General features: G+C 58.0%; 18 protein-coding genes and 1 tRNA gene. 6 read left to right on the plus strand and 13 right to left on the minus strand.

Annotation, left to right across the window (positions count from 1 at the left end; translation table 11 throughout):
• Positions 1-29: 29 nt before the first annotated feature.
• Complete coding sequence (gene gltX, locus ALB80_RS02040) at positions 30-1430, minus strand: glutamate--tRNA ligase (protein WP_050602338.1); 1401 nt, start codon at positions 1428-1430, stop codon at positions 30-32.
• A gap of 78 nt (positions 1431-1508) precedes the next feature.
• On the opposite strand from gltX, the gene ALB80_RS02045 reads away from it, so the two are divergent.
• Positions 1509-3557: a ComEC/Rec2 family competence protein gene (locus tag ALB80_RS02045; protein WP_050602339.1), complete on the plus strand. Its 2049-nt coding sequence runs from the start codon at positions 1509-1511 to the stop codon at positions 3555-3557.
• Here ALB80_RS02045 and lexA read toward each other — a convergent pair.
• The 6 genes from lexA to ALB80_RS02075 all read right to left on the minus strand — a co-directional run bounded on the left by lexA (position 3551) and on the right by ALB80_RS02075 (position 8376).
• A complete protein-coding gene (gene lexA / locus ALB80_RS02050; protein ID WP_050602340.1) occupies positions 3551-4249 on the minus strand; it encodes a transcriptional repressor LexA in 699 nt (232 codons plus the stop codon). The genes ALB80_RS02045 and lexA overlap by 7 nt on opposite strands.
• Positions 4250-4327: 78 nt before the next feature.
• Positions 4328-5500, minus strand: coding sequence for a gephyrin-like molybdotransferase Glp (gene glp, locus ALB80_RS02055; RefSeq protein WP_050602341.1), 1173 nt, complete (start codon positions 5498-5500; stop codon positions 4328-4330).
• Positions 5497-5970 (minus strand): cyclic pyranopterin monophosphate synthase MoaC, encoded by a 474-nt coding sequence (gene moaC, locus ALB80_RS02060; RefSeq protein WP_050602342.1) that lies wholly within the window; start codon positions 5968-5970, stop codon positions 5497-5499. The genes glp and moaC overlap by 4 nt, the downstream gene beginning before the upstream one ends.
• Positions 5970-6782: an indole-3-glycerol phosphate synthase TrpC gene (gene trpC / locus ALB80_RS02065; RefSeq protein ID WP_050602343.1), complete on the minus strand. Its 813-nt coding sequence runs from the start codon at positions 6780-6782 to the stop codon at positions 5970-5972. Before trpC ends, moaC begins: the two co-directional genes overlap by 1 nt.
• The gene (trpD, locus tag ALB80_RS02070; RefSeq protein ID WP_050602344.1) at positions 6779-7798 is read right to left on the minus strand and encodes an anthranilate phosphoribosyltransferase; all 1020 of its coding nucleotides are present in this window, start codon (positions 7796-7798) and stop codon (positions 6779-6781) included. Before trpD ends, trpC begins: the two co-directional genes overlap by 4 nt.
• Positions 7795-8376, minus strand: coding sequence for an aminodeoxychorismate/anthranilate synthase component II (locus tag ALB80_RS02075; RefSeq protein ID WP_050602345.1), 582 nt, complete (start codon positions 8374-8376; stop codon positions 7795-7797). The genes trpD and ALB80_RS02075 overlap by 4 nt, the downstream gene beginning before the upstream one ends.
• A gap of 199 nt (positions 8377-8575) precedes the next feature.
• Here ALB80_RS02075 and ALB80_RS02080 point away from each other — a divergent pair, with 199 nt between their 5' ends.
• Positions 8576-9991, plus strand: coding sequence for a divergent polysaccharide deacetylase family protein (locus tag ALB80_RS02080; RefSeq protein WP_050602346.1), 1416 nt, complete (start codon positions 8576-8578; stop codon positions 9989-9991).
• Between the two features lie 72 nt (positions 9992-10063).
• Here ALB80_RS02080 and trpE read toward each other — a convergent pair whose 3' ends face one another.
• The 5 genes from trpE to fabI all read right to left on the minus strand — a co-directional run bounded on the left by trpE (position 10064) and on the right by fabI (position 16069).
• Positions 10064-11575, minus strand: coding sequence for an anthranilate synthase component I (gene trpE / locus ALB80_RS02085; RefSeq protein ID WP_050602347.1), 1512 nt, complete (start codon positions 11573-11575; stop codon positions 10064-10066).
• A gap of 11 nt (positions 11576-11586) precedes the next feature.
• Positions 11587-13428 (minus strand): peptidylprolyl isomerase, encoded by a 1842-nt coding sequence (locus ALB80_RS02090; RefSeq protein ID WP_050602348.1) that lies wholly within the window; start codon positions 13426-13428, stop codon positions 11587-11589.
• A gap of 80 nt (positions 13429-13508) precedes the next feature.
• Positions 13509-14684: an aminotransferase gene (locus tag ALB80_RS02095; protein ID WP_050602349.1), complete on the minus strand. Its 1176-nt coding sequence runs from the start codon at positions 14682-14684 to the stop codon at positions 13509-13511.
• Between the two features lie 64 nt (positions 14685-14748).
• Positions 14749-15258 (minus strand): xanthine phosphoribosyltransferase, encoded by a 510-nt coding sequence (gene gpt / locus ALB80_RS02100; RefSeq protein WP_050602350.1) that lies wholly within the window; start codon positions 15256-15258, stop codon positions 14749-14751.
• Positions 15259-15262: 4 nt separating this feature from the next.
• Positions 15263-16069, minus strand: a complete 807-nt coding sequence (fabI, locus tag ALB80_RS02105) for an enoyl-ACP reductase FabI (RefSeq protein WP_050602351.1) — start codon at positions 16067-16069, stop codon at positions 15263-15265.
• 135 nt (positions 16070-16204) lie between these two features.
• Here fabI and pdxH point away from each other — a divergent pair, with 135 nt between their 5' ends.
• The 4 genes from pdxH to ALB80_RS02125 all read left to right on the plus strand — a co-directional run bounded on the left by pdxH (position 16205) and on the right by ALB80_RS02125 (position 18054).
• Positions 16205-16810 carry a pyridoxamine 5'-phosphate oxidase gene (gene pdxH, locus ALB80_RS02110; RefSeq protein ID WP_050602571.1) on the plus strand — a complete coding sequence of 202 codons (606 nt, stop codon included), beginning with the start codon at positions 16205-16207 and terminating at the stop codon, positions 16808-16810.
• Between the two features lie 142 nt (positions 16811-16952).
• Positions 16953-17459 (plus strand): cold-shock protein, encoded by a 507-nt coding sequence (locus ALB80_RS02115; RefSeq protein WP_371255944.1) that lies wholly within the window; start codon positions 16953-16955, stop codon positions 17457-17459.
• Between the two features lie 7 nt (positions 17460-17466).
• On the plus strand, positions 17467-17934 hold the full coding sequence (locus tag ALB80_RS02120; protein WP_050602353.1) for a DUF192 domain-containing protein: 468 nt from the start codon (positions 17467-17469) through the stop codon (positions 17932-17934).
• Between the two features lie 43 nt (positions 17935-17977).
• Positions 17978-18054: transfer RNA gene (locus tag ALB80_RS02125), tRNA-Pro, on the plus strand.
• An 11-nt stretch (positions 18055-18065) separates the two neighbouring features.
• Here ALB80_RS02125 and ALB80_RS02130 read toward each other — a convergent pair.
• Positions 18066-18500 (minus strand): hypothetical protein, encoded by a 435-nt coding sequence (locus tag ALB80_RS02130; RefSeq protein WP_050602354.1) that lies wholly within the window; start codon positions 18498-18500, stop codon positions 18066-18068.
• Between the last annotated feature and the right edge of the window lie 214 nt (positions 18501-18714).

Raw genomic sequence — 18714 nt, forward strand, 5'->3', positions numbered from 1 at the left:
GCAGCGTTACCCGTTTATGAAGGTTGGGTTTATTTCGCTGCCTCAGTGAGCCGCGCCAGGGTTTCATCCCGTCCCAGCACCAGCATCATGTCAAAAACCGAAGGTGTTACGGCCCGGCCTGCCAGTGCGGCCCGTAGCGGACCCGCGAGCTTGCCGAACTTGAGCTCCTTTGACTCTGCAAAGGAATTCAGGGCCTCCTCCAGTTCGTTCCGGGACCAGCTAACATTTTGCAGCTGCGGCGTCAATTCCGACAGTATACCATCGGATACAGATGACAGTGCCGTCGCCGCCTTATCATCCAGGGCAATTGGGCGCTCAGTCAGTGCAAAATGCGCTTTTTCAAGGAGTTCCGGGAATGTACGTGCCCGATCCTTGAGGCAATACATCGCACGTTCCAAATCACCGGATTGTGTCGAGGTGAGAGCAGGAAGGTCCGCTGCCGCGAGGTAATCCTCAATTTCTTGCCGCAGTGCGGCATCTTCTGAGGTGGCAATATGCTGGCCGCAGAGATTCTCCAGCTTTTTCAAATCGAAACGGGCCGGGCTTTTGCCGATTCCGTCCAGATCAAACCATTCTTTTGCCTGAGCATCCGTAAAGAACTCGTCGTCACCGTGACTCCAGCCCAAACGAGCCAGGTAATTGCGCATTCCAGCCGCGGGATAGCCCATGGCCTGATATTCCTGCGCACCTAGCGCACCATGACGTTTCGAAAGTTTCTTGCCGTCAGGTCCGTGAATCAGCGGGATGTGCGCCCAGACCGGAACGTCCCAGCCCATCGCCTCATAGATCATCATCTGGCGCGCTGCGTTGTTCAGGTGATCGTCGCCGCGAATAACATGGGTGACGCCCATGTCATGATCATCGACCACCACCGCCAGCATGTAGACAGGTGTGCCATCCGAGCGCAGCAGGATCATGTCGTCCAGTTGATCGTTGCGGATGGTGACATCGCCTTGAACCTGATCACGGATGACGGTCGCCCCGTCCTGCGGAACCTTGATACGGATGACGAACGGCACATCGGGATGTGTCGTCGGATCGGCGTCGCGCCAGGGGCTTCGGAACAGGGTCGATTTCCCTTCGGCGCGCGCCTGTTCGCGGAATGCAGCGATTTCCTCCTGAGTCGAGAAACACTTGTACGCCTTACCCTTGGACAGCAGTTGATGGGCAACCTCAGCATGGCGGCTTGCGCCGTCGAACTGGCTGATCACTTCACCGTCATGGTCCAGACCCAGCCATGCCATGCCCTGAAGGATTGCGGCAGTTGCTTCGGGGGTCGAGCGTTCGCGGTCGGTGTCTTCAATCCGCAACAGGAACTTGCCGCCACGGCCCCGAGCGTAGAGCCAATTGAACAGCGCGGTGCGCGCGCCGCCGATATGCAGAAAACCGGTGGGTGAGGGGGCAAAACGAGTGACGACCTGGTCGGACATGGTGGGGATTAACCTTTTGGTAACCGTATCTGGCATAGATTGACGCCTGTCTAACGAGCCCGAAGGACGGGGGCAACCATGCGTGTTCTTACACGGGTTGAGGCCGCGCTGCTGCACCAGACAGGGTACCTGTTCCCATGGACACCGGTCTTACTGGCAACGGGAATTGGCCTGTATTTCAACATCCGGTCAGAGCCCGCGTTGCCGGAATACGCAGGTCTGGTCTGTCTGTGCCTGGCACTTATCGTTTTGCGCCGCTGGCTTCCGCCGGGGGTGGGGTCGTTGACCATCGGGGGGGCGCTGATCGCTGCCGGTTTCTGCCTGGCAGGTGCTCGCGCCCATATGGTGGCAGAACCGGTTCTGTCATGGCGATATTATGGCCCTGTCGAGGGGAGGGTCGTCGCCATGGATCGGTCTGCCTCGGATGCGTTGCGGTTGACGCTCGATCAGGTACGTATAGGGGACGTGCCGCAGGAGCGAAGGCCGCAGCGCATCCGTCTTTCCGTGCATGCCCCAACAGGACCAATCGCACCGGGGCAAAGGATCATGACAACGGCGCATCTGTCTCCGCCACAAGGCCCGGTTGAGCCCGGCGGGTTCGATTTCCGCCGCCATGCCTGGTTCCAGAGTTTAGGCGCGGTGGGGTACACCCGCGTCCCTGTTTTAACCATCGCGCCAGCGTCAGACGGGATCGAAGGCGTTCGGCTAACCGCCATACGCATGGCCATTTCCGAGCGCGTGAAAGAAGTTCTTCCGGGGGAAATCGGTGGTTTTGCTGCTGCTGTGACCACCGGAGATCGCAGTGGCATGGGACAAGAGACGCTGTCGTCGCTGCGGGCTTCAAACCTGGCGCATTTGCTGGCCATATCGGGGCTGCATATGGGGCTGCTGACGGGATTCGTTTTTGTGGCCTGCCGCATCGGTCTGTCGCTCATCCCACCGCTTGCGCTGCGGGTACCAGTTCGAAAGGTGGCTGCTGTGTGTGCGTTGCTTGCGGCGACCATCTATCTAATGTTGTCCGGGGGAAATGTCGCCACCGAGCGCGCCTTTGTCATGGTCACGGTCATGTTGGGCGCCGTGCTGATCGACCGTCGGGCTATATCACTGCGTGCTGTGGCCGTTGCGGCGGTGATCGTCCTGATCCTCAGACCAGAATCACTGCTGAGCCCGGGATTTCAGATGTCATTTGCTGCCACCACCGCACTGGTCGCCGTGTTCGGAGCGCTGCGCGAATTTGGTTCCATGCCCGGACCGAAATGGCTCAAACCGGTGGTGGGCGTTCTGATGTCCTCGGCTATAGCAGGGATTGCAACTGCTCCGATCGGTGCCGCGCATTTTAACACCATGTCGCACTACGGGCTTTTGGCGAACCTGCTCTCTGTTCCGGTCATGGGTTTGTTTGTTGTCCCGGCGGCGGTGGTTGCCGCGTTACTGGCTCCTCTGGGGCTCGAGGCGATTCCCCTGACGGTGATGGGCTGGGCCCTGCACTGGATATTGACGGTGTCGCATTGGGTTTCGAACCTGGATGGCGCACAGGGTTATGTAGTTGGTCCGCCGTGGTACATTCTGCCTCTTATCGCGTTGGGCGCTTTGTGGACCGCGTTGTGGCAAGGACACGCGCGGTGGGTTGGGGTGGGGCCTGTTCTTGCGGGTTTTCTGTTGTGGACCGAAGGGCAACGTCCTGACGTCCTGATCGCCGAGACCGGAGGGTTGGTGGGGGTGATGACCGAACAAGGCCGCGCGCTGAGCAAAAACAAAGGCAGCGGGTTTGTCGCGACCGTCTGGTTGGAGAATGATGGGGACAGTGTCGATCAGTCTCAGGCGGCGCTCAGGTGGCCAGAGAAAAACGCGGTCCAACGCTATCTGCTGAAGGAGCAGGAAATAATCCACCTGACCGGCAAACGGGCGGCAAACGGATTTAAAGAATGCAAGGAAAACCAGATCATCGTCTCTGCCATAGCCCTCGATCTGCAAGGGCCATGCGGGGTGTTTGACCCGGATCGTTTGTATGAAACCGGCAGCCTTTCCGTTCTGGACGGTAAGCTGGTATCAAGTGCTGAGCTCACCGGGCGCAGGCTCTGGTCCCCGAACCCTGCCGGGGACCTCCGTTCCAGGCGAAATCAGTAGGTCCGGATCAGGCCCACAAGGCGGCCTTGCACCTTGACCTTTTCCTCGGGCAGTACGCGCGTCTCGTAGACCGGGTTGGCAGCCTCGAGCGCGATGGCGTTGCCACGGCGAAAATACCGCTTCAACGTGGCTTCCTGATCTTCGACCAGCGCAACCACGATGTCGCCGTTGTCTGCGGTCGAAGTTTCCCGGATTACCACCACATCACCGTCGTTAATACCCGCGTCGATCATCGAGTCTCCGCGGACCTCCAACGCGTAATGCTCACCCTTGCCGGAGACCATGGGGCCGGGGACGGCAACATGGTGCGAGACATGGCTGATGGCCTCAATAGGAACACCGGCTGCGATCCGGCCCATGACCGGCAGCTCCAGCGCGTCTACCGAAACAGGTTCAACATTGGCTGGGCGGCGGCCTTCCGGTTTGTCACCTTCGATCACACGGGGCGTGAACCCGGTTGTGGGTTCGCCACCCAGGCTTTCAGGAAGTTTCACAATCTCAATAGCACGGGCGCGATGGGCAAGGCGGCGGATAAACCCGCGCTCTTCCAGCGCGGTGATCAATCTGTGGATGCCGGATTTCGACCGCAGATCAAGCGCGGCCTTCATTTCGTCGAAACTGGGCGGAACACCGTCCGCCTGCACGCGTTTGTGGATGAATTCCAGCAAATCCAATTGCTTCTTGGTCAGCATCGCTCACACCTCGTCGCTCATACGTTTTCTTTTGTTCTACGCATGTTCACGTTTTGTGTCAATGGATTTGAGAACATCTCAGATGGGCAGGTACTGAACCGTTTCTCCGATTTTTCGGGCGGGATCGTGCGGTTGGCGCATCAAAAGCGCGTTGGCCTGCGCCAGAACGCTGAGAAGCGAGCTGTCTTGATCCGCGCAAGCCGCAATGCCCGTTTCGCTCAGAACCGCGCGCATATAGTGCTCTCGCGGTCCGTTTTTCGACAAAGGCTCTGTGAGTTGCGCGGTACGGAAAGGCGGAACCACGTGGTCCAGCCCCAGCATTCGGCGCACCATAGGAGCCAGAAACAGATAGCAGCAGACCATGGCGCTGACCGGATTGCCCGGCAGACCGACCATTGCCGTTTCGCCGATACGCCCGGCCATCAGCGGTTTTCCCGGGCGCATTCGGATCTTGTAGAAGGACCGTTCCATCCCCAATCCCTGCGAAACATCCGAGACAAGGTCATAGTCACCAACAGACGCACCGCCGATTGTCACGACAAGATCGGCCCCATGCGCCAGGCCAAACGCGGTTTCAAGCGAGGAAACGGTATCGCGCGCAATGGGCAGAACCCGCACCGTTGCCCCCAAGCCTTCAAGCAACGCCCGCAGGCCGAATGTGTTCGAGGCGATGATCTGATCCGGACCTGGCTCTTCCCCTGGCATAACCAGCTCATCACCGGTCGAAATCAGGGCGATCACCGGTTTGCGCGCAACCGTGACGCGCGGGGTGTTCATTGCGGCCATCAGGGCCACATCCTCGGCTCGGATCAAACGCGGCGCTGAAATGGTTGTTCCAATTTCAAAATCGACGCCAGCAGGACGGATATTTGTTTTAGGACCCGGATCGTCTGTGATCGTGATCAGGTCGCCACGCCGGTCGGTATCTTCCTGTATCACCACAAAGTCCGCGCCCTCGGGCACTGGCGCACCAGTGAAGATGCGCACAGCCTGACCGGGGCCGACTTGGCCGTCAAACCGATGACCCGCCGCGGATTCGCCGACAACCTTAAACATGGCGTGCAACTCAACTTCGGCGGCTTTCACCGCATACCCATCCATCGACGAAGCGGCGAAAGGTGGCTGGTTCCGTCCCGCCACAACATCTTGCGCCAAAACACGCCCGGCGGATTGTGCCAGAGGAACCTCTTCCGAAGGTAAGGGGCCCACCAGATCGAACAGCAGGGCGCGTGCCTCTTCGACTGTTATCATTTTGCCTCGTAACGCCCTGATTTTCCGCCGTCTTTCAGTAGAACACGGATGCCGCCAATCTCCATCGTTTTGTCGACGGCTTTGGTCATGTCGTACACCGTCAATGCAGCGGTTGAGACAGCGGTCAGGGCTTCCATCTCGACACCTGTCTGTCCCGAGGTCTTGACCGTGGCCTCGATCTGAACACCCGGCAGATCAGGATCAAGCGTCAATTCGACTGCCACTTTTGTAACAGGCAGAGGGTGGCACAGGGGGATAAGGTCTGGTGTCTTTTTCGCACCCATGATGCCGGCCAGACGGGCAATGCCAAGGACATCACCCTTTTTCGCGCGACCTTCTGAAATGATTTCAAAGGTTTCCGCTGCCATCCTGATGTGCCCGGCAGCAACGGCGACACGGTCGGTCACGTCTTTGTCCGACACATCAACCATATGCGCCTGACCTTGCGCGTCAAAATGGGTCAGCGGCATCACATCACTCCGGGGATCAGAGGGTTCGACAGGATATGACGCGTGGCGGCCTCGACATCGTCCTGACGCATCAGGCTTTCACCGATCAGGAAGCAACGGGCACCGTAGCGCGCAATGTCCTTCAGGTCATCCGGCGTTCCCAGACCGCTTTCACAGACAATGGTACGGTCTGCAGGCACCAGCTTGGACAAGCGCCGTGTGGTGTCGAGTGTGGTCTCGAAGGTTTTGAGATTGCGGTTGTTGATGCCGATCAACGGGCTTTTCAACTGGGCCGCGCGTTCCAGTTCCGCTTCGTCATGCACTTCGATCAGAACATCCATCTCCCAATCGAAGGCGGTCTGTTCCAACTCAGCCGCCTGATCGTCGCTGACGGATGCCATGATGATCAAAATACAATCAGCGCCCAGGGCGCGGGCTTCGACCACTTGATAGGGGTCATACATGAAATCCTTGCGCAAAGCGGGCAGGGATGTCGCCTCGCGCGCCTGCGTCAGGTATTCCTTTGCGCCTTGGAAGCTGGGGGTGTCGGTCAGCACGGACAAACATGCAGCGCCCCCGTCCTCATACGCTTTGGCCAGTACAGGCGGGTCGAAATCCGGGCGGATCAGACCCTTGGATGGGCTGGCTTTCTTGACCTCGGCAATCAGGCCATAGCCTTGCCGGGATGCGGATTGCAAAGCTTTCGCAAAGCCACGGGTTTCTGATGCGGCCCGCGCCTCACCTTCCAGTGTTTCCAGGGGTTTTTGTGCCTTGTCGGCTGCGACCTCTTCCAGCTTGTAGGCTTTGATCTTGTCCAGAACGGTCTCGGTCATGCGGCTTCCTGTGTCTTGCGGGCCAGAGCGGCGATTTTGTCTTTGGCTTTGCCGCTGTCGATGCTCTCGGCGGCCATGGTGACACCTTCGCGAAGATCGTTTGCAGCTTCGGCCACGACCAAAGCAGCAGCCGAATTCAGCAGCACGGCGTCACGATAAGCGGACGGGGCACCATCCAGCAGTGCGCGGAAAGCCACTGCGTTTTCTTCCGGAGTTCCGCCGATGATATCTTCGAACGGATGAACCGGCAGACCAGCGTCTTCGGGGTGCAGTTCAACCTCTTTGATCGTGCCGTCCTCCAGTGCAGCGACCCAGCTTATGCCTGTGATCGTGAGTTCATCCGTCCCGTCCGAGCCGTGCACCAGCCACGCGCGGTCTGAACCCAGCAGACCAAGCGTTTCGGCCATCGGGCGGATCAGGTCGCGACTAAACGCGCCGGTCAATTGCCGTTTGACGCCAGCGGGATTGGTCAGGGGGCCAAGAATGTTGAAGATCGTGCGCGTGCCCAGCTCCTGGCGTGATGGCATCACATGGGCAATGGCCGGATGATGCATCGGGGCCATCATGAAGCCAATGCCGACGTCTTTCAAAGCGTTCTCAACAACTTGCGGACCAACCATGACGTTGATACCCATCTGACCCAAAGCGTCCGCCGCACCGGATTTTGAACTCAGGTTGCGATTGCCGTGTTTGGCGACCGTGACTCCGGCACCGGAGACGACAAAAGCTGTCGCGGTCGAAATATTCAGAGTGCCTTTTCCATCTCCGCCCGTGCCCACAATATCCATCGCCCCGTCGGGTGCCGACACGGCGTTGCATTTCGAACGCATCACTGCGGCGGCCGCGGCGTATTCGTCGACTGTCTCGCCGCGTGTCCGCATGGCCATCAGCAATCCGCCGATCTGGCTGGGCGTGGCTTCGCCCTCGAATAGAATGGCAAAGGCTTTTTCAGCTTCATCACGAGTCAATGGGCGATCGGCAGCGGCCCCGATCAGCGGTTTAAGCGCGTCGCTCATGCGGGGACTTTCAGTTCTTGCAGGAAGTTCTTGAGTAGGGCGTGACCATGCTCGGATGCGATGGACTCAGGGTGGAACTGCACGCCGTGGATGGGCAGTTCTTTGTGCTGCAGGCCCATGATGGTGCCATCTTCCAGCTCGGCCGTGATCTCAAGGCATTCGGGCAGGGTTTCGCGTTCCACGATCAGCGAATGGTACCGCGTTGCCTCAAAGGGTGAGGGCAAACCGGCAAACAGGCCTTTACCTGTGTGGTTCATGGTGCCCATTTTGCCGTGCACGATCTCGTGGCAGCGCACCACTTTACCGCCAAAAACCTGACCGATGGTTTGGTGGCCAAGGCAAACCCCCAACAATGGTGTTCTGGTTTCAGCGGCAGCTTCGGTCAGCACAAGGCATATCCCCGCCTGATCCGGGTCGCAGGGGCCTGGGCTCAGCAGTATTCCGGCGGGGTTCATCGCCATCGCTTCCTGCACATCCAGCGCATCATTTCGGCGAATGACCATTTCGGCACCAAGTTCGCCTAAATAATGTACCAAATTGTAGGTAAACGAATCGTAGTTGTCGATCAGCAGCAGCATATGGGCACTTATCTTCGCTTGGGCATTTCAGGCTGGCGATGCAGCCCCGGGCCACGGTATAATGTCCGCACATACATGCTCAGGCTTGAGCGGCAGCGTCAAGAGGACATACCGTTTCTGACGCGTCCTATTGGCCGAGCGTCACATCAGATGGCGCAGAGCTGGACGAGGCAGAGAAAAGAGGCGAAAGGCAGGAAATATGGGCGGATTTTTCGGAGGAATGATCGCTGGGGCGATCGTTGTTTTGATCTTGGGCGTGGTTGTGTCGCTTAAGACGCCGATGGCCAATACGCCGGTTGTCTCAACCCAAGCGCCGGCACCGACGATTTCTGAAACACCTGAGGCGCCGACTGAGGTGGCCGAAGCGGTTTCTGATGCCGATCTGGTGGAACTGGCGCCCAGTGCGCTGGAAGTCGCCGATGACGCTACTGAGGAATTGGCCGATCTGTCGGGGCTGGAAGCGTCGTCAGATACTCAACCGGTTGTTGATGAGGCAGCTGAGGTCGTGGACGAACCCGAGGCCGCAGATGTAACTGAAGTGTCCGTTGTAACCGAAGCACCCGCTGCTCCGCCGGAACCCAGCCTGGCTCCATCTGTTCCGCAGGACGAAGCTATACCAGCCGTGATCGACGATACACCAACCCCGCCCACGGAAGAACCCGAGACAACAGAGGTTGCACTTCTTCAACCGGAACAAGACCCTTTGCCACAAACGGCGGATACCGAAGAGGAAAACCCGTTTGAAAGCAGCCCGATTGCGGTGGAAGGGGATGAAGACACTCTGCCACGCAAGTTGCCGCGCATCGCAGCGCTGCCCCAGATCGGTAGTGAACAGCAGGCAAGTGGCAGTTCAACGGTTGGAACACGTGTGGTTCCATTGACAGAACGGAATGAGGAGCCGGTGGTCGAGGAAGCATCGGCAGAACAACCGATACCATCGGGCAAGCCAATCGAACGCTATGCGGTAAAGTTTGAGAACCCTGAATCCAAACCGTTGATGTCCATCATTCTGATCGATGACGAAGGCGCGTTCGGGACCGAAGCACTGCAGGATTTTCCATATCCGATCAGCTTTGCCGTGAATCCTTCTGACCCTGATGCAGCGGAAAAGATGGCGCGGCACCGCGCGGCCGGGTTTGAAGTCATGGCCCTTGCTGATTTGCCTGAGGCGGCGACCGCTCAGGATGCCGAGGTTTCCCTGTCTGTCTGGCTGGATACTCTGCCCGAAACCGTCGGCATTCTGGAAGGGGTGAACAGCGGAATTCACGGCAACCGCAAACTGGCTGATCAGGTTGCAGAAATTGCCGCCGGGACTGGCCGGGGATTGATCACGCAGGACAACGGGTTGAACACCGTGCAGAAACTGGCAGCCCGAAACGGTACGCCATCGGGTGTTGTGTTCCGTGACATAGATGGCGCGCGTCAGGACCCTAAAGTCATGCGTCGTTTCCTGGATCAGGCGGCGTTCCGCGCCGGGCAGGAAGGCGCTGTGGTCATGCTGGGTCGGGTGCGCCCCGAAACGATCTCGGCCCTGTTGCTTTGGGGGTTGGAAGACCGGGGTAACCGCGTGGCCATGGCCCCGATTTCGGCGGTCATGATGAAACAGGTGCAGTAAGCTGCACGACGCAAAATCGAAGTCGTATCGAAAAAAGGGCGGCGATCTTCTGATCTGCCGCCCTTTTTCCGTTTAGCTGTTTCCGTTGCCCGTGAAACGCGCGGCATCTGCCGCCGCTCGCCGGATTGCGTTGGATTTATGGACAGTTTCCATGAATTCGGCCTCTGGGTTACTGTCGTAAACAACACCGCCACCCGCCTGGATATAAAGCTTGTGATCTTTCACGATGGCTGTGCGCAGCGCGATACACATATCCATGTCGCCACCCGCGCTGAAATATCCGACGCCACCGCCATAGATGCCGCGTTTTTCGGGTTCCAACTCGTCAATAATCTCCATCGCGCGCACTTTGGGCGCGCCGGACACTGTTCCCGCTGGCATTCCCGCAAAAAACGCGTCCAGCGCGTCTTTGTCTTCGGCAAGCTCACCCACCACGTTTGACACAATATGCATCACATGGCTGTAGCGTTCGATGATGAACTCTTCGGTTGGACGCACGGTGCCGATCTTGGAAACACGGCCTGTATCGTTGCGGCCCAGATCCAGAAGCATCAGATGCTCGGCAAGTTCTTTCTTGTCGGCCAGCAGATCCAGTTCGTTTGCCTTGTCTTCTTCTGGCGTCGCGCCCCGGGGGCGGGTGCCTGCAATGGGGCGAATGGTGACTTCACTGCCAAACACTCGCACCAGAATTTCGGGGCTGGCACCCACGACCTGAAAACCGCCGAAGTTGAAATAGAACATGAAGGGCGACGGGTTGGTGCGCCGCAACGAACGGTAGAGCGCAAAAGGCGGCAGAGGGAATTCCTGCGTCCAACGTTGTGCTGGCACGACCTGGAAAATATCACCTGCGCGGATGTACTCTTTGGCCTTTTCAACCGCTTCCATATAGCCGGACTTGGTGAAGTTCGACACTGGCGGAGCAACCTCGCGCGCATCCCCCAGATCGCGGGTCTCTGCGGGCATGGCGCGTTCCAGATCGCGCACCCCATCCATCACACGCTCGGCGGCCTGAGCATAGGCAGCCTTGGCCGATTGCCCATCGGACGCCCAGACGGGGGACACCACGGTTACCTCACCTTTGACACCGTCCAGAACCGCAATAACGGAAGGGCGCAGCATGATCGCATCGGGCAGTCCCAAAGGATCGGGGTTCACATCCGGTAGGTATTCCACCAGCCGCACCATGTCATAGCCCAGATACCCAAACAGCCCGGCGGCGGCCTGCGGCAGGTCGTCGGGCAGGTCGATGCGGCTTTCGGCCAGCAAAGCGCGCAGGTTGTCCATCGGGTTGCCATCTTGGGCCGAAAATGCCTCGGCATCGAACCGGGCTGAGCGGTTCAATTCAGATGTTTCACCACGACACCGCCAGATCAGGTCGGGTTTCATTCCGATGATCGAATAACGACCGCGAACCTCGCCACCAGTCACGGATTCCAGCATGAACGCATCTTTTTGCGCGCCGGTCAGCTTGAGCATCAGCGACACGGGCGTGTCCAGATCAGCGGCAAGCCGTGTATAGACCACCTGATTTTCGCCCGCTTCATAAGCGCGCGCGAAGGTGTCGAATTCGGGTGTCAGGGCCATATCGGTCTCGTTTAAAAGCTCGCCTGCACGGCGTTCAGTGCCTGTTGGTCGACGACCGGGCGCGCGCGTGTCTGTGCATCGCGCACGTAAGCGTTGAAAATATTCTGTGACAGGGCCTGATTCATCTGCGCAGACAGGGCTTCACGCAGCTGGCGCAGCTCGTCCGTGTCTGCAGGCGGCAAAACCTCATCCAGACGCACCAGCAGGGCTGCACCGTTGCCACCAATGACGCGCAGCTCGCCAGGTTCCATCTGGAACACTTCATTCATGAAATCTACGGGAACGTCATCCAGAAACGCCGTGCGGGTCAGGGCGTTTTCCACACGGAACGGAAGACCGGTGGTTGTAAAGTCTCCATCTGTGGCCAACTGAGTCAGAACCGCATTCGCCCGATTTTCCAGCGCCTTGTTGGTTTCGGCCTGAAGCCATGCGGCAGCCACACGATCACGCGCGCTGTCCAACGGCTCGGGGCGGCGCGGCAGAACCTCATTCAGGCGCAGGGCAAAGATTGACCCATCTTCAAGGAAGCCGATTTCCGGGAAATCACCGTCCTGCACTGCCTCGGCGGCGACGCGGAATCCGTCATAGGCAGCGACATCATCCGAACTCTCGCGGGTCCAGTCGATCTGACCCAGCTCCATTTCGGTCTCATCCGCCAGTTCTTCCAGCGTGGCGCCGCCAGCCAGCATATCGTTGATGTCTTCGGACTGTGCTTCGATCAGGCGGCGCGCGCGCTCGGCTGCCAGTTCTTCCCGCAAGGCCGGTTCTGCATCCTCAAAAGGCACATTGTTCGCCGCCAGAGATCCGTTGATCCGGAACAGGGCCGGACCAAATACCGAAGGCAGGGGGCCGACAACAGAATCGAGATCAGCCGCAAAAACGGTATCCGCAGCTTCGCCCAGATCATCACGGGTTACATCGCCCAGATCGATATCGTTCAGTTCAAGATCGCGGTCGCGAACCAATTGTTCAAAAGTGGTGCCGCCGACCTCGAGTTGCGCCTTGGCATCGTTGGCGGCCTGTTCACCAGGGAAGTTCAGGCGTTCAACCAGGCGGCGTTCGGGTTGATTGTATTCGTCAGAACGATCTTCATAGAGTTTCCGCAGAGCTTCTTGATCCACCTCAACGCTGTCGATCAGCATTGCGGGGGACAGGATCGCATAGGTCAGCTGCTTGGTGCGGGGCAGGGTGAACTGATCGCCGTTTTCATCATAAAAAGTCTGAACTTGCGCCTCGGTCGGTTCGGCAACCGGGGCCTCCAGAGCTTCGGTGCCCACGGTCGCAACCGTGAAGCTGCGCCGTGCGCCGATGTAATCCGTCATCGCATCTGTCAGAGTCGCAGGCATCGCGACGCCACCCATGATCGCGCCCTGCACGATTGTGCGCGCCGATTCTTTGCGCAGATCCGTTTCAAACTCGGAATCAGTCATGCCAACCTGTTCCAGCTGAAAACGATAGGCTTCACGGTCAAAGCTGCCGTCCACACCCTGAAAGGCCTGGATTCCAACGATCTCTTGCTGCAGATTCTCGTCCCCAATGGAAATACCAAGCTGGCCGACTTCGTTGTCCAAAGCCGCCAATGCGGTCAGTCGGGCAAGGGCGTTCTGATCCAGTCCAAGGTCACGCGCCTGAGACATTTGCAAGGGCTGGCCGGATTGTGCTTCGACTGCGCGGATTTCACGCTGCAACTCGCGCACAAACTCTTCGACCGAGACACTTTCATCGCCCACTTGCGCGACGGTTCGAACCGTACCGCTGAGATTGGTGGCGCCAAAGCCCGCTAGGCCAAGCATCAGCAGGCCCATCAGAATCCAGACAAAGGTTTTCGAAAGACTTTTTGCGCCTGCGGCCATAGTGCCCTCTTGTTTTTGCGGCAGCGTTCTGCCCTGTCGGTTGCGGCCCTGAATACGACGCACACCGCCGGGGGGCAAGCTTAGAAGGACAGGCCCTGCAACCGGTCGAACAATTGTCCCAGTCCCGCACGGTCGAGATTGGCGAACGCCACGCGTACCTGCCGTCTTCCGGCGGGATCATGATCGGGCATGAACATGGTACCGGGCAACAGCAGCACGCCTGCCTCAGCCACCAGACGGCGGGCCAGATCATCCGAAGGCATGTCGAACGGATGTTCGAGATAAGCAAAATACGCCCCAAGCCCCAAAAGACGCCATCCTTTGGCTTCAAGTGCAGGCATTCCATCTTTGATTGCAGCTCTGCGGTCGAGAATTTCGTCTCGCTCACCCGCCAGCCATTGTGACAAGTTCTGCATTCCCCAAAGGGCCGCGAACTGGCCGATCTGGCCGGGGCAAATGGCGACTGTGTCGAGGAATTTCTCGACCTCGGCCAAAAGAGAACGGCTTGTTGCTATGGCACCAACCCGGTGGCCTGTCAGGCGATAGGATTTCGAGAAGGAATAGAGGTGAATCAGCGTCTCATCCCAGGCGGGTTGCTGAAACAGATCATGGGGTGGGCCGCTGCGACTGTCGAAATCGCGATAGGTTTCGTCGACGATCAAGCGAATCCCGTTGTCGCGCGCCAGGTCATAGAACGCTCGAACCAGATCGGCGGGGTATTCCACGCCACCGGGGTTGTTGGGCGTAACCAGTGCGATGGCGCGCGTTTTCCCGGTGATCCGCTGACGTGCCAGTTCTGGATCGGGCAACAGATCGTCACCCGTCGGCAAGTCCACCGTGCGCACGCCTGTCATGTCCAGCCACATTTTATGATTGAAATACCATGGCGTTGGCAGAATCACCTCATCTGCCTCATCGGTGATCGCCGAGATTACAGCCGAAAACGCCTGATTGCAGCCTGAGGTGATTGCAGTCTGAGATGCCTCAACCTGTGCCGCGTAATGCGCGCCGATCTGGGCCGCCAGTTCCGTGCGCAGGTCGTCATTCCCTAAAACAGGCCCGTATAAATGAGCGCTATCTTCCTGCACTGCAAAATCGGCCATCGCTTTGCGCAGCGCGAGCGGGGGCGGGTCGACCGGTGCGGCCTGGCTGACGTTTATCAGCGGACGCTCTGCGGGAAAGCTGACACCTTCCAGCCATCGCCGCGCCTCCATCACCGGAGGGGAAAAGGTGGCGCTGGTACGAGTCTGGGTCATGGCGTGCCGGTCTTATTGCGAGGCTCAGCCCCACACTCCGAGGTTGTTTGAACAGAAGAAGGGATCAGTCGGTACCGCGATAAGGCTCGACATATTGCAGTGCCATGTCCCAGGGGAAGAAGATCCAGGTGTCTTGGCTGACCTCGGTGATGAATGTATTGACCATCGGGCGGCCCTTGGGTTTGGCATAGACCGTTGCGAAATGGGCGTTGGGATACAACTCACGCACAAGTTCCAGCGTTTTGCCACTGTCGACCAGATCGTCGATGATCAGAATCCCGGTGCCATCGCCCATCAGATCTTGATTGGGCGCTTTCAGCACCTCGGCCTCACCCTGAGCCTGATGGTGGTAAGACTTTACGCTGACGGTATCCACGGTGCGAATGTCCAGCTCTCGGCTGACAATCATCGCAGGGGCCATGCCACCGCGTGTGATGGCGACAACGGCGCGCCAGGCCCCATTGTCCGGGCCTTGCCCGTCGAGCCGCCAAGCCAGCGCGCGCGAGTCGCGATGGATTTGGTCCCAGCTGATGTGAAAGCCTTTTTCGTGTGGCAGGCGGTCCTTAGCACTCATGATCTCAGCCCTTTTCTACATCAGGTGCATCAACGGCTTTCATGCCGACGATGTGATAGCCCGAATCCACGTGCAGGTTTTCCCCGGTCACGCCGCTGGACAGATCTGACAGCAGGTAGAGTGCCGACTTGCCCACATCGTCGATGGTCACGTTGCGACGCAGGGGCGAGTTATACTCGTTCCACTTCATGATATAGCGGAAATCGCCGATGCCGCTGGCAGCCAGGGTCTTGATCGGACCGGCCGAGATCGAGTTGACGCGGATGCCGTCCTTGCCCAGATCCTCGGCCAAATATTTCACCGATGCCTCCAGTGCAGCTTTGGCGACGCCCATAACATTGTAGTGAGGCATCACTTGTTCGGCACCGTAATAGGTTAGGGTGACGGCGCTGCCGCCTTCGCCCATCATCTTTTCGGCCCGCTGCATAACGGCGGTGAAGGAATAAACCGACACATCCATAGTCAGCTTGAAATTCGCCCGGCTGGTGTCGACGTAGCGACCGCGCAGCTCGTTCTTGTCGGAAAAACCGATGGCATGAACAATAAAGTCCAACTTGCCCCATTTTTCTTCCAGCGCGGTGAACAGAGCATCAATGGATGCCTCGTCGCTCACGTCGCAGGGCAGGACGATTTCGCTGCCCAATTGTGCAGCAAGCGGGTCGACACGCTTTTTCAGGGCGTCGCCCTGATAGGAAAAAGCAAGCTCGGCCCCGGCGTCGGACAAGGCGCGGGCGATTCCCCATGCAATTGATTTGTCATTGGCCAGTCCCATGATGAGGCCGCGTTTGCCGGCCATCAACTGATTTGACATGTGTGGTTCTCCGCCTGTCTTCGCGATCTGTTGAGTTGGTGTATGCCATTGGTAGCGTTGCTTCAAGGCCGTGCGCTCTTGCCCGCAGCGGGTTCTCGCCTTAGGTTTGACATTAATACTTTCCAGGGGATGGAAATGACCGAGCGTGATGGCATCTTTGCTGGCACTGATCCGTTTGTAATAGCGGGTCGGTGGCTTGCCGAGGCTGAACAGACAGAACCGAATGATCCCAATGCGATTGCGCTTGCAACCGTCGACCCTGATGGGTTGCCGAATGCCCGTATGGTGCTGCTGAAGGAAATCGAAGCGGATTCGTTTGTTTTCTATACCAACTATGAAAGCGCGAAGGCGGCAGAGTTGGAGGCCGCGGGCAAGGCCGCGTTTGTGATGCACTGGAAATCTTTGCGGCGTCAACTGCGTGTTCGTGGTACAATAACGCGTGAAAACGGTCCTCAGGCGGATGAGTATTACGCATCGAGATCGCTAAAGAGCCGTTTGGGCGCCTGGGCGTCAAAGCAATCGCAACCGCTTTCCAGCCGAACCGCGCTGATGGCTGACGTGGCGAAAGTGACTGCAAAGCTGGGGCCGAATCCGCCACGCCCCCCGTTTTGGGGCGGGTACCGGCTGACGCCGACCGAGATTGAGTTCTGGGCCGATGGGGCATTTCGCCTGCATGACCGGTTCAGATGGCAACGTAATGAGCCGGGATCGGCATGGCATGTGGAAAGGTTGAATCCATGACGTTCACGTGTCGTGAAATGCAACGGGCAGAAAGTAAACAGTTTTTTCAGCTTGAATTTGCCTGCCGTTCCCATAAACAACAAACCCTTAACGAACTGCTAAAATTCGCGATGGGAAAACCGTGCCAGAAGACCTGAACAACATGTATCGCGTCCGTGGACACGTGAAATGGTTCGATCCTGCCAAGGGATATGGATTCGTTGTGTCCGACGAAGGCGGCCCAGATATTCTGTTGCATGTGAATGTACTGCGGAATTTCGGTCAAAGCTCTGTAGCGGATGGTGCCGGGATCGAGATCATGACGCACCGCACCGACCGAGGCGTTCAGGCGGTGGAAGTCGTCGCGATCGATCCTCCGGCGCGGACCGACTCGATGATGCTGGCCGATTTTGCCGAGCTTGACCCGGTAGATATTGCCGCCGCTCCGTTGGAAGCGGCACGGGTCAAGTGGTTCGACAAGGGCAAGGGCTTTGGCTTTGCAAATGTCTTTGGCCGCGGCGAAGACGTTTTCCTTCATATCGAAGTGTTGCGGCGTTCCGGTCTGGCTGATCTGCAACCTGGCGAAGCTCTGGCTATGCGGGTGATTGACGGCAAACGGGGCCGAATGGCGGCACAAGTGCTGGCTTGGGAAGCTGCACTGGACGGCTGAGTTCTTGATGATACGGATTCTGACGCTCTTAACCCTGTTAACCACGATATGTGCGGGTGGGGCGTTTGCAGCATGCAGCGTTGATCGTGTCACTTTAAGAAATGACAGCGCAACAATTCGATTTGATATCGAGCTGGCAGTAACGCCCGAGGAGCGTTCGCACGGTTTGATGCTTCGCGAATCCCTGCCGAATCGATCCGGGATGCTGTTTGTCTTCGATCCACCGCAAAGGGTTGCGTTCTGGATGAAGAACACCCTGATTCCTCTCGATATGATTTTTGTGGATCGCACCGGCACGGTCACGCGTGTGCATGAGGGGGCGATTCCCGGTGATCTGACCCCAATCGAAGGCGGAGATTCCGTTTTTGCAGTGCTTGAAATCAATGCCGGATTGTCCGCACGCTACTCAATTGCGCCCGGCACACAGATGCAGCATGAAATTTTTTCGCAAGGTCCTGCGATTTGGCCCTGTTAGGGCTTTTCAAATCAGATTGGCGTCGTTAGGAAGGCGCACGGTCCGGGGCGTGGCGCAGTCTGGTAGCGCACCTGTTTTGGGTACAGGGGGTCGTAGGTTCGAATCCTGCCGCCCCGACCACTTCCATCAAGCTAAGTCAGCGAGCCTCCCATTGTTTGGTAGAGCTCGCTGATGGCTTGGTCCAAGACCTTACTTTCAACCGGAACTTCGACCGCGGTGCCGGCTTTTTGCGGCACATTGAAGAAGACCTGTGCGTCCACGCGATATCCGGCGTTTGTCTTCGTCGATGTAAGACGTATGACACTTTGAGGGAGGTCCTGAGGATCGCCATCATAATTCAGAATCAGGTAGGCTGCCGCATTGGGGGGCAAGAACTCGCTGCATTCAAAAGTTTGCTTCCCGGTTTTCTCAAAAGATTCACCAGGGCCTGAACAATTGATTTCAAAGGTATCGAACAAACGCTGAGGGTAGGTTTCGAACTGTGCGCTGCGTGACGCGATGGGCACATCTTGTGGTGTGCAGGCCACGATGAAGGCGATAGCCGGAATAAAGTGGAACAACTTCATTCGATTGAACCTTCTGACACCTGAGCGAACCATCCGGCGCAAATCGCAGGTCAGTTAGACCAAGTGAAGATGATTCTCTTTCACCTTAGTCAGTATGGCATTGGTTGATCAAATGCAGATAACTATGCTGGTAAACACGGGAATTCGTTTTGAGACTTCGAAATGTCGGCGGAAATTTGCCGTGGACGAAGCTGTGGAGGAATCGGAACCTGCG

Source organism: Ruegeria sp. 6PALISEP08, assembly GCF_001238295.1.
Lineage (GTDB): Bacteria > Pseudomonadota > Alphaproteobacteria > Rhodobacterales > Rhodobacteraceae > Ruegeria.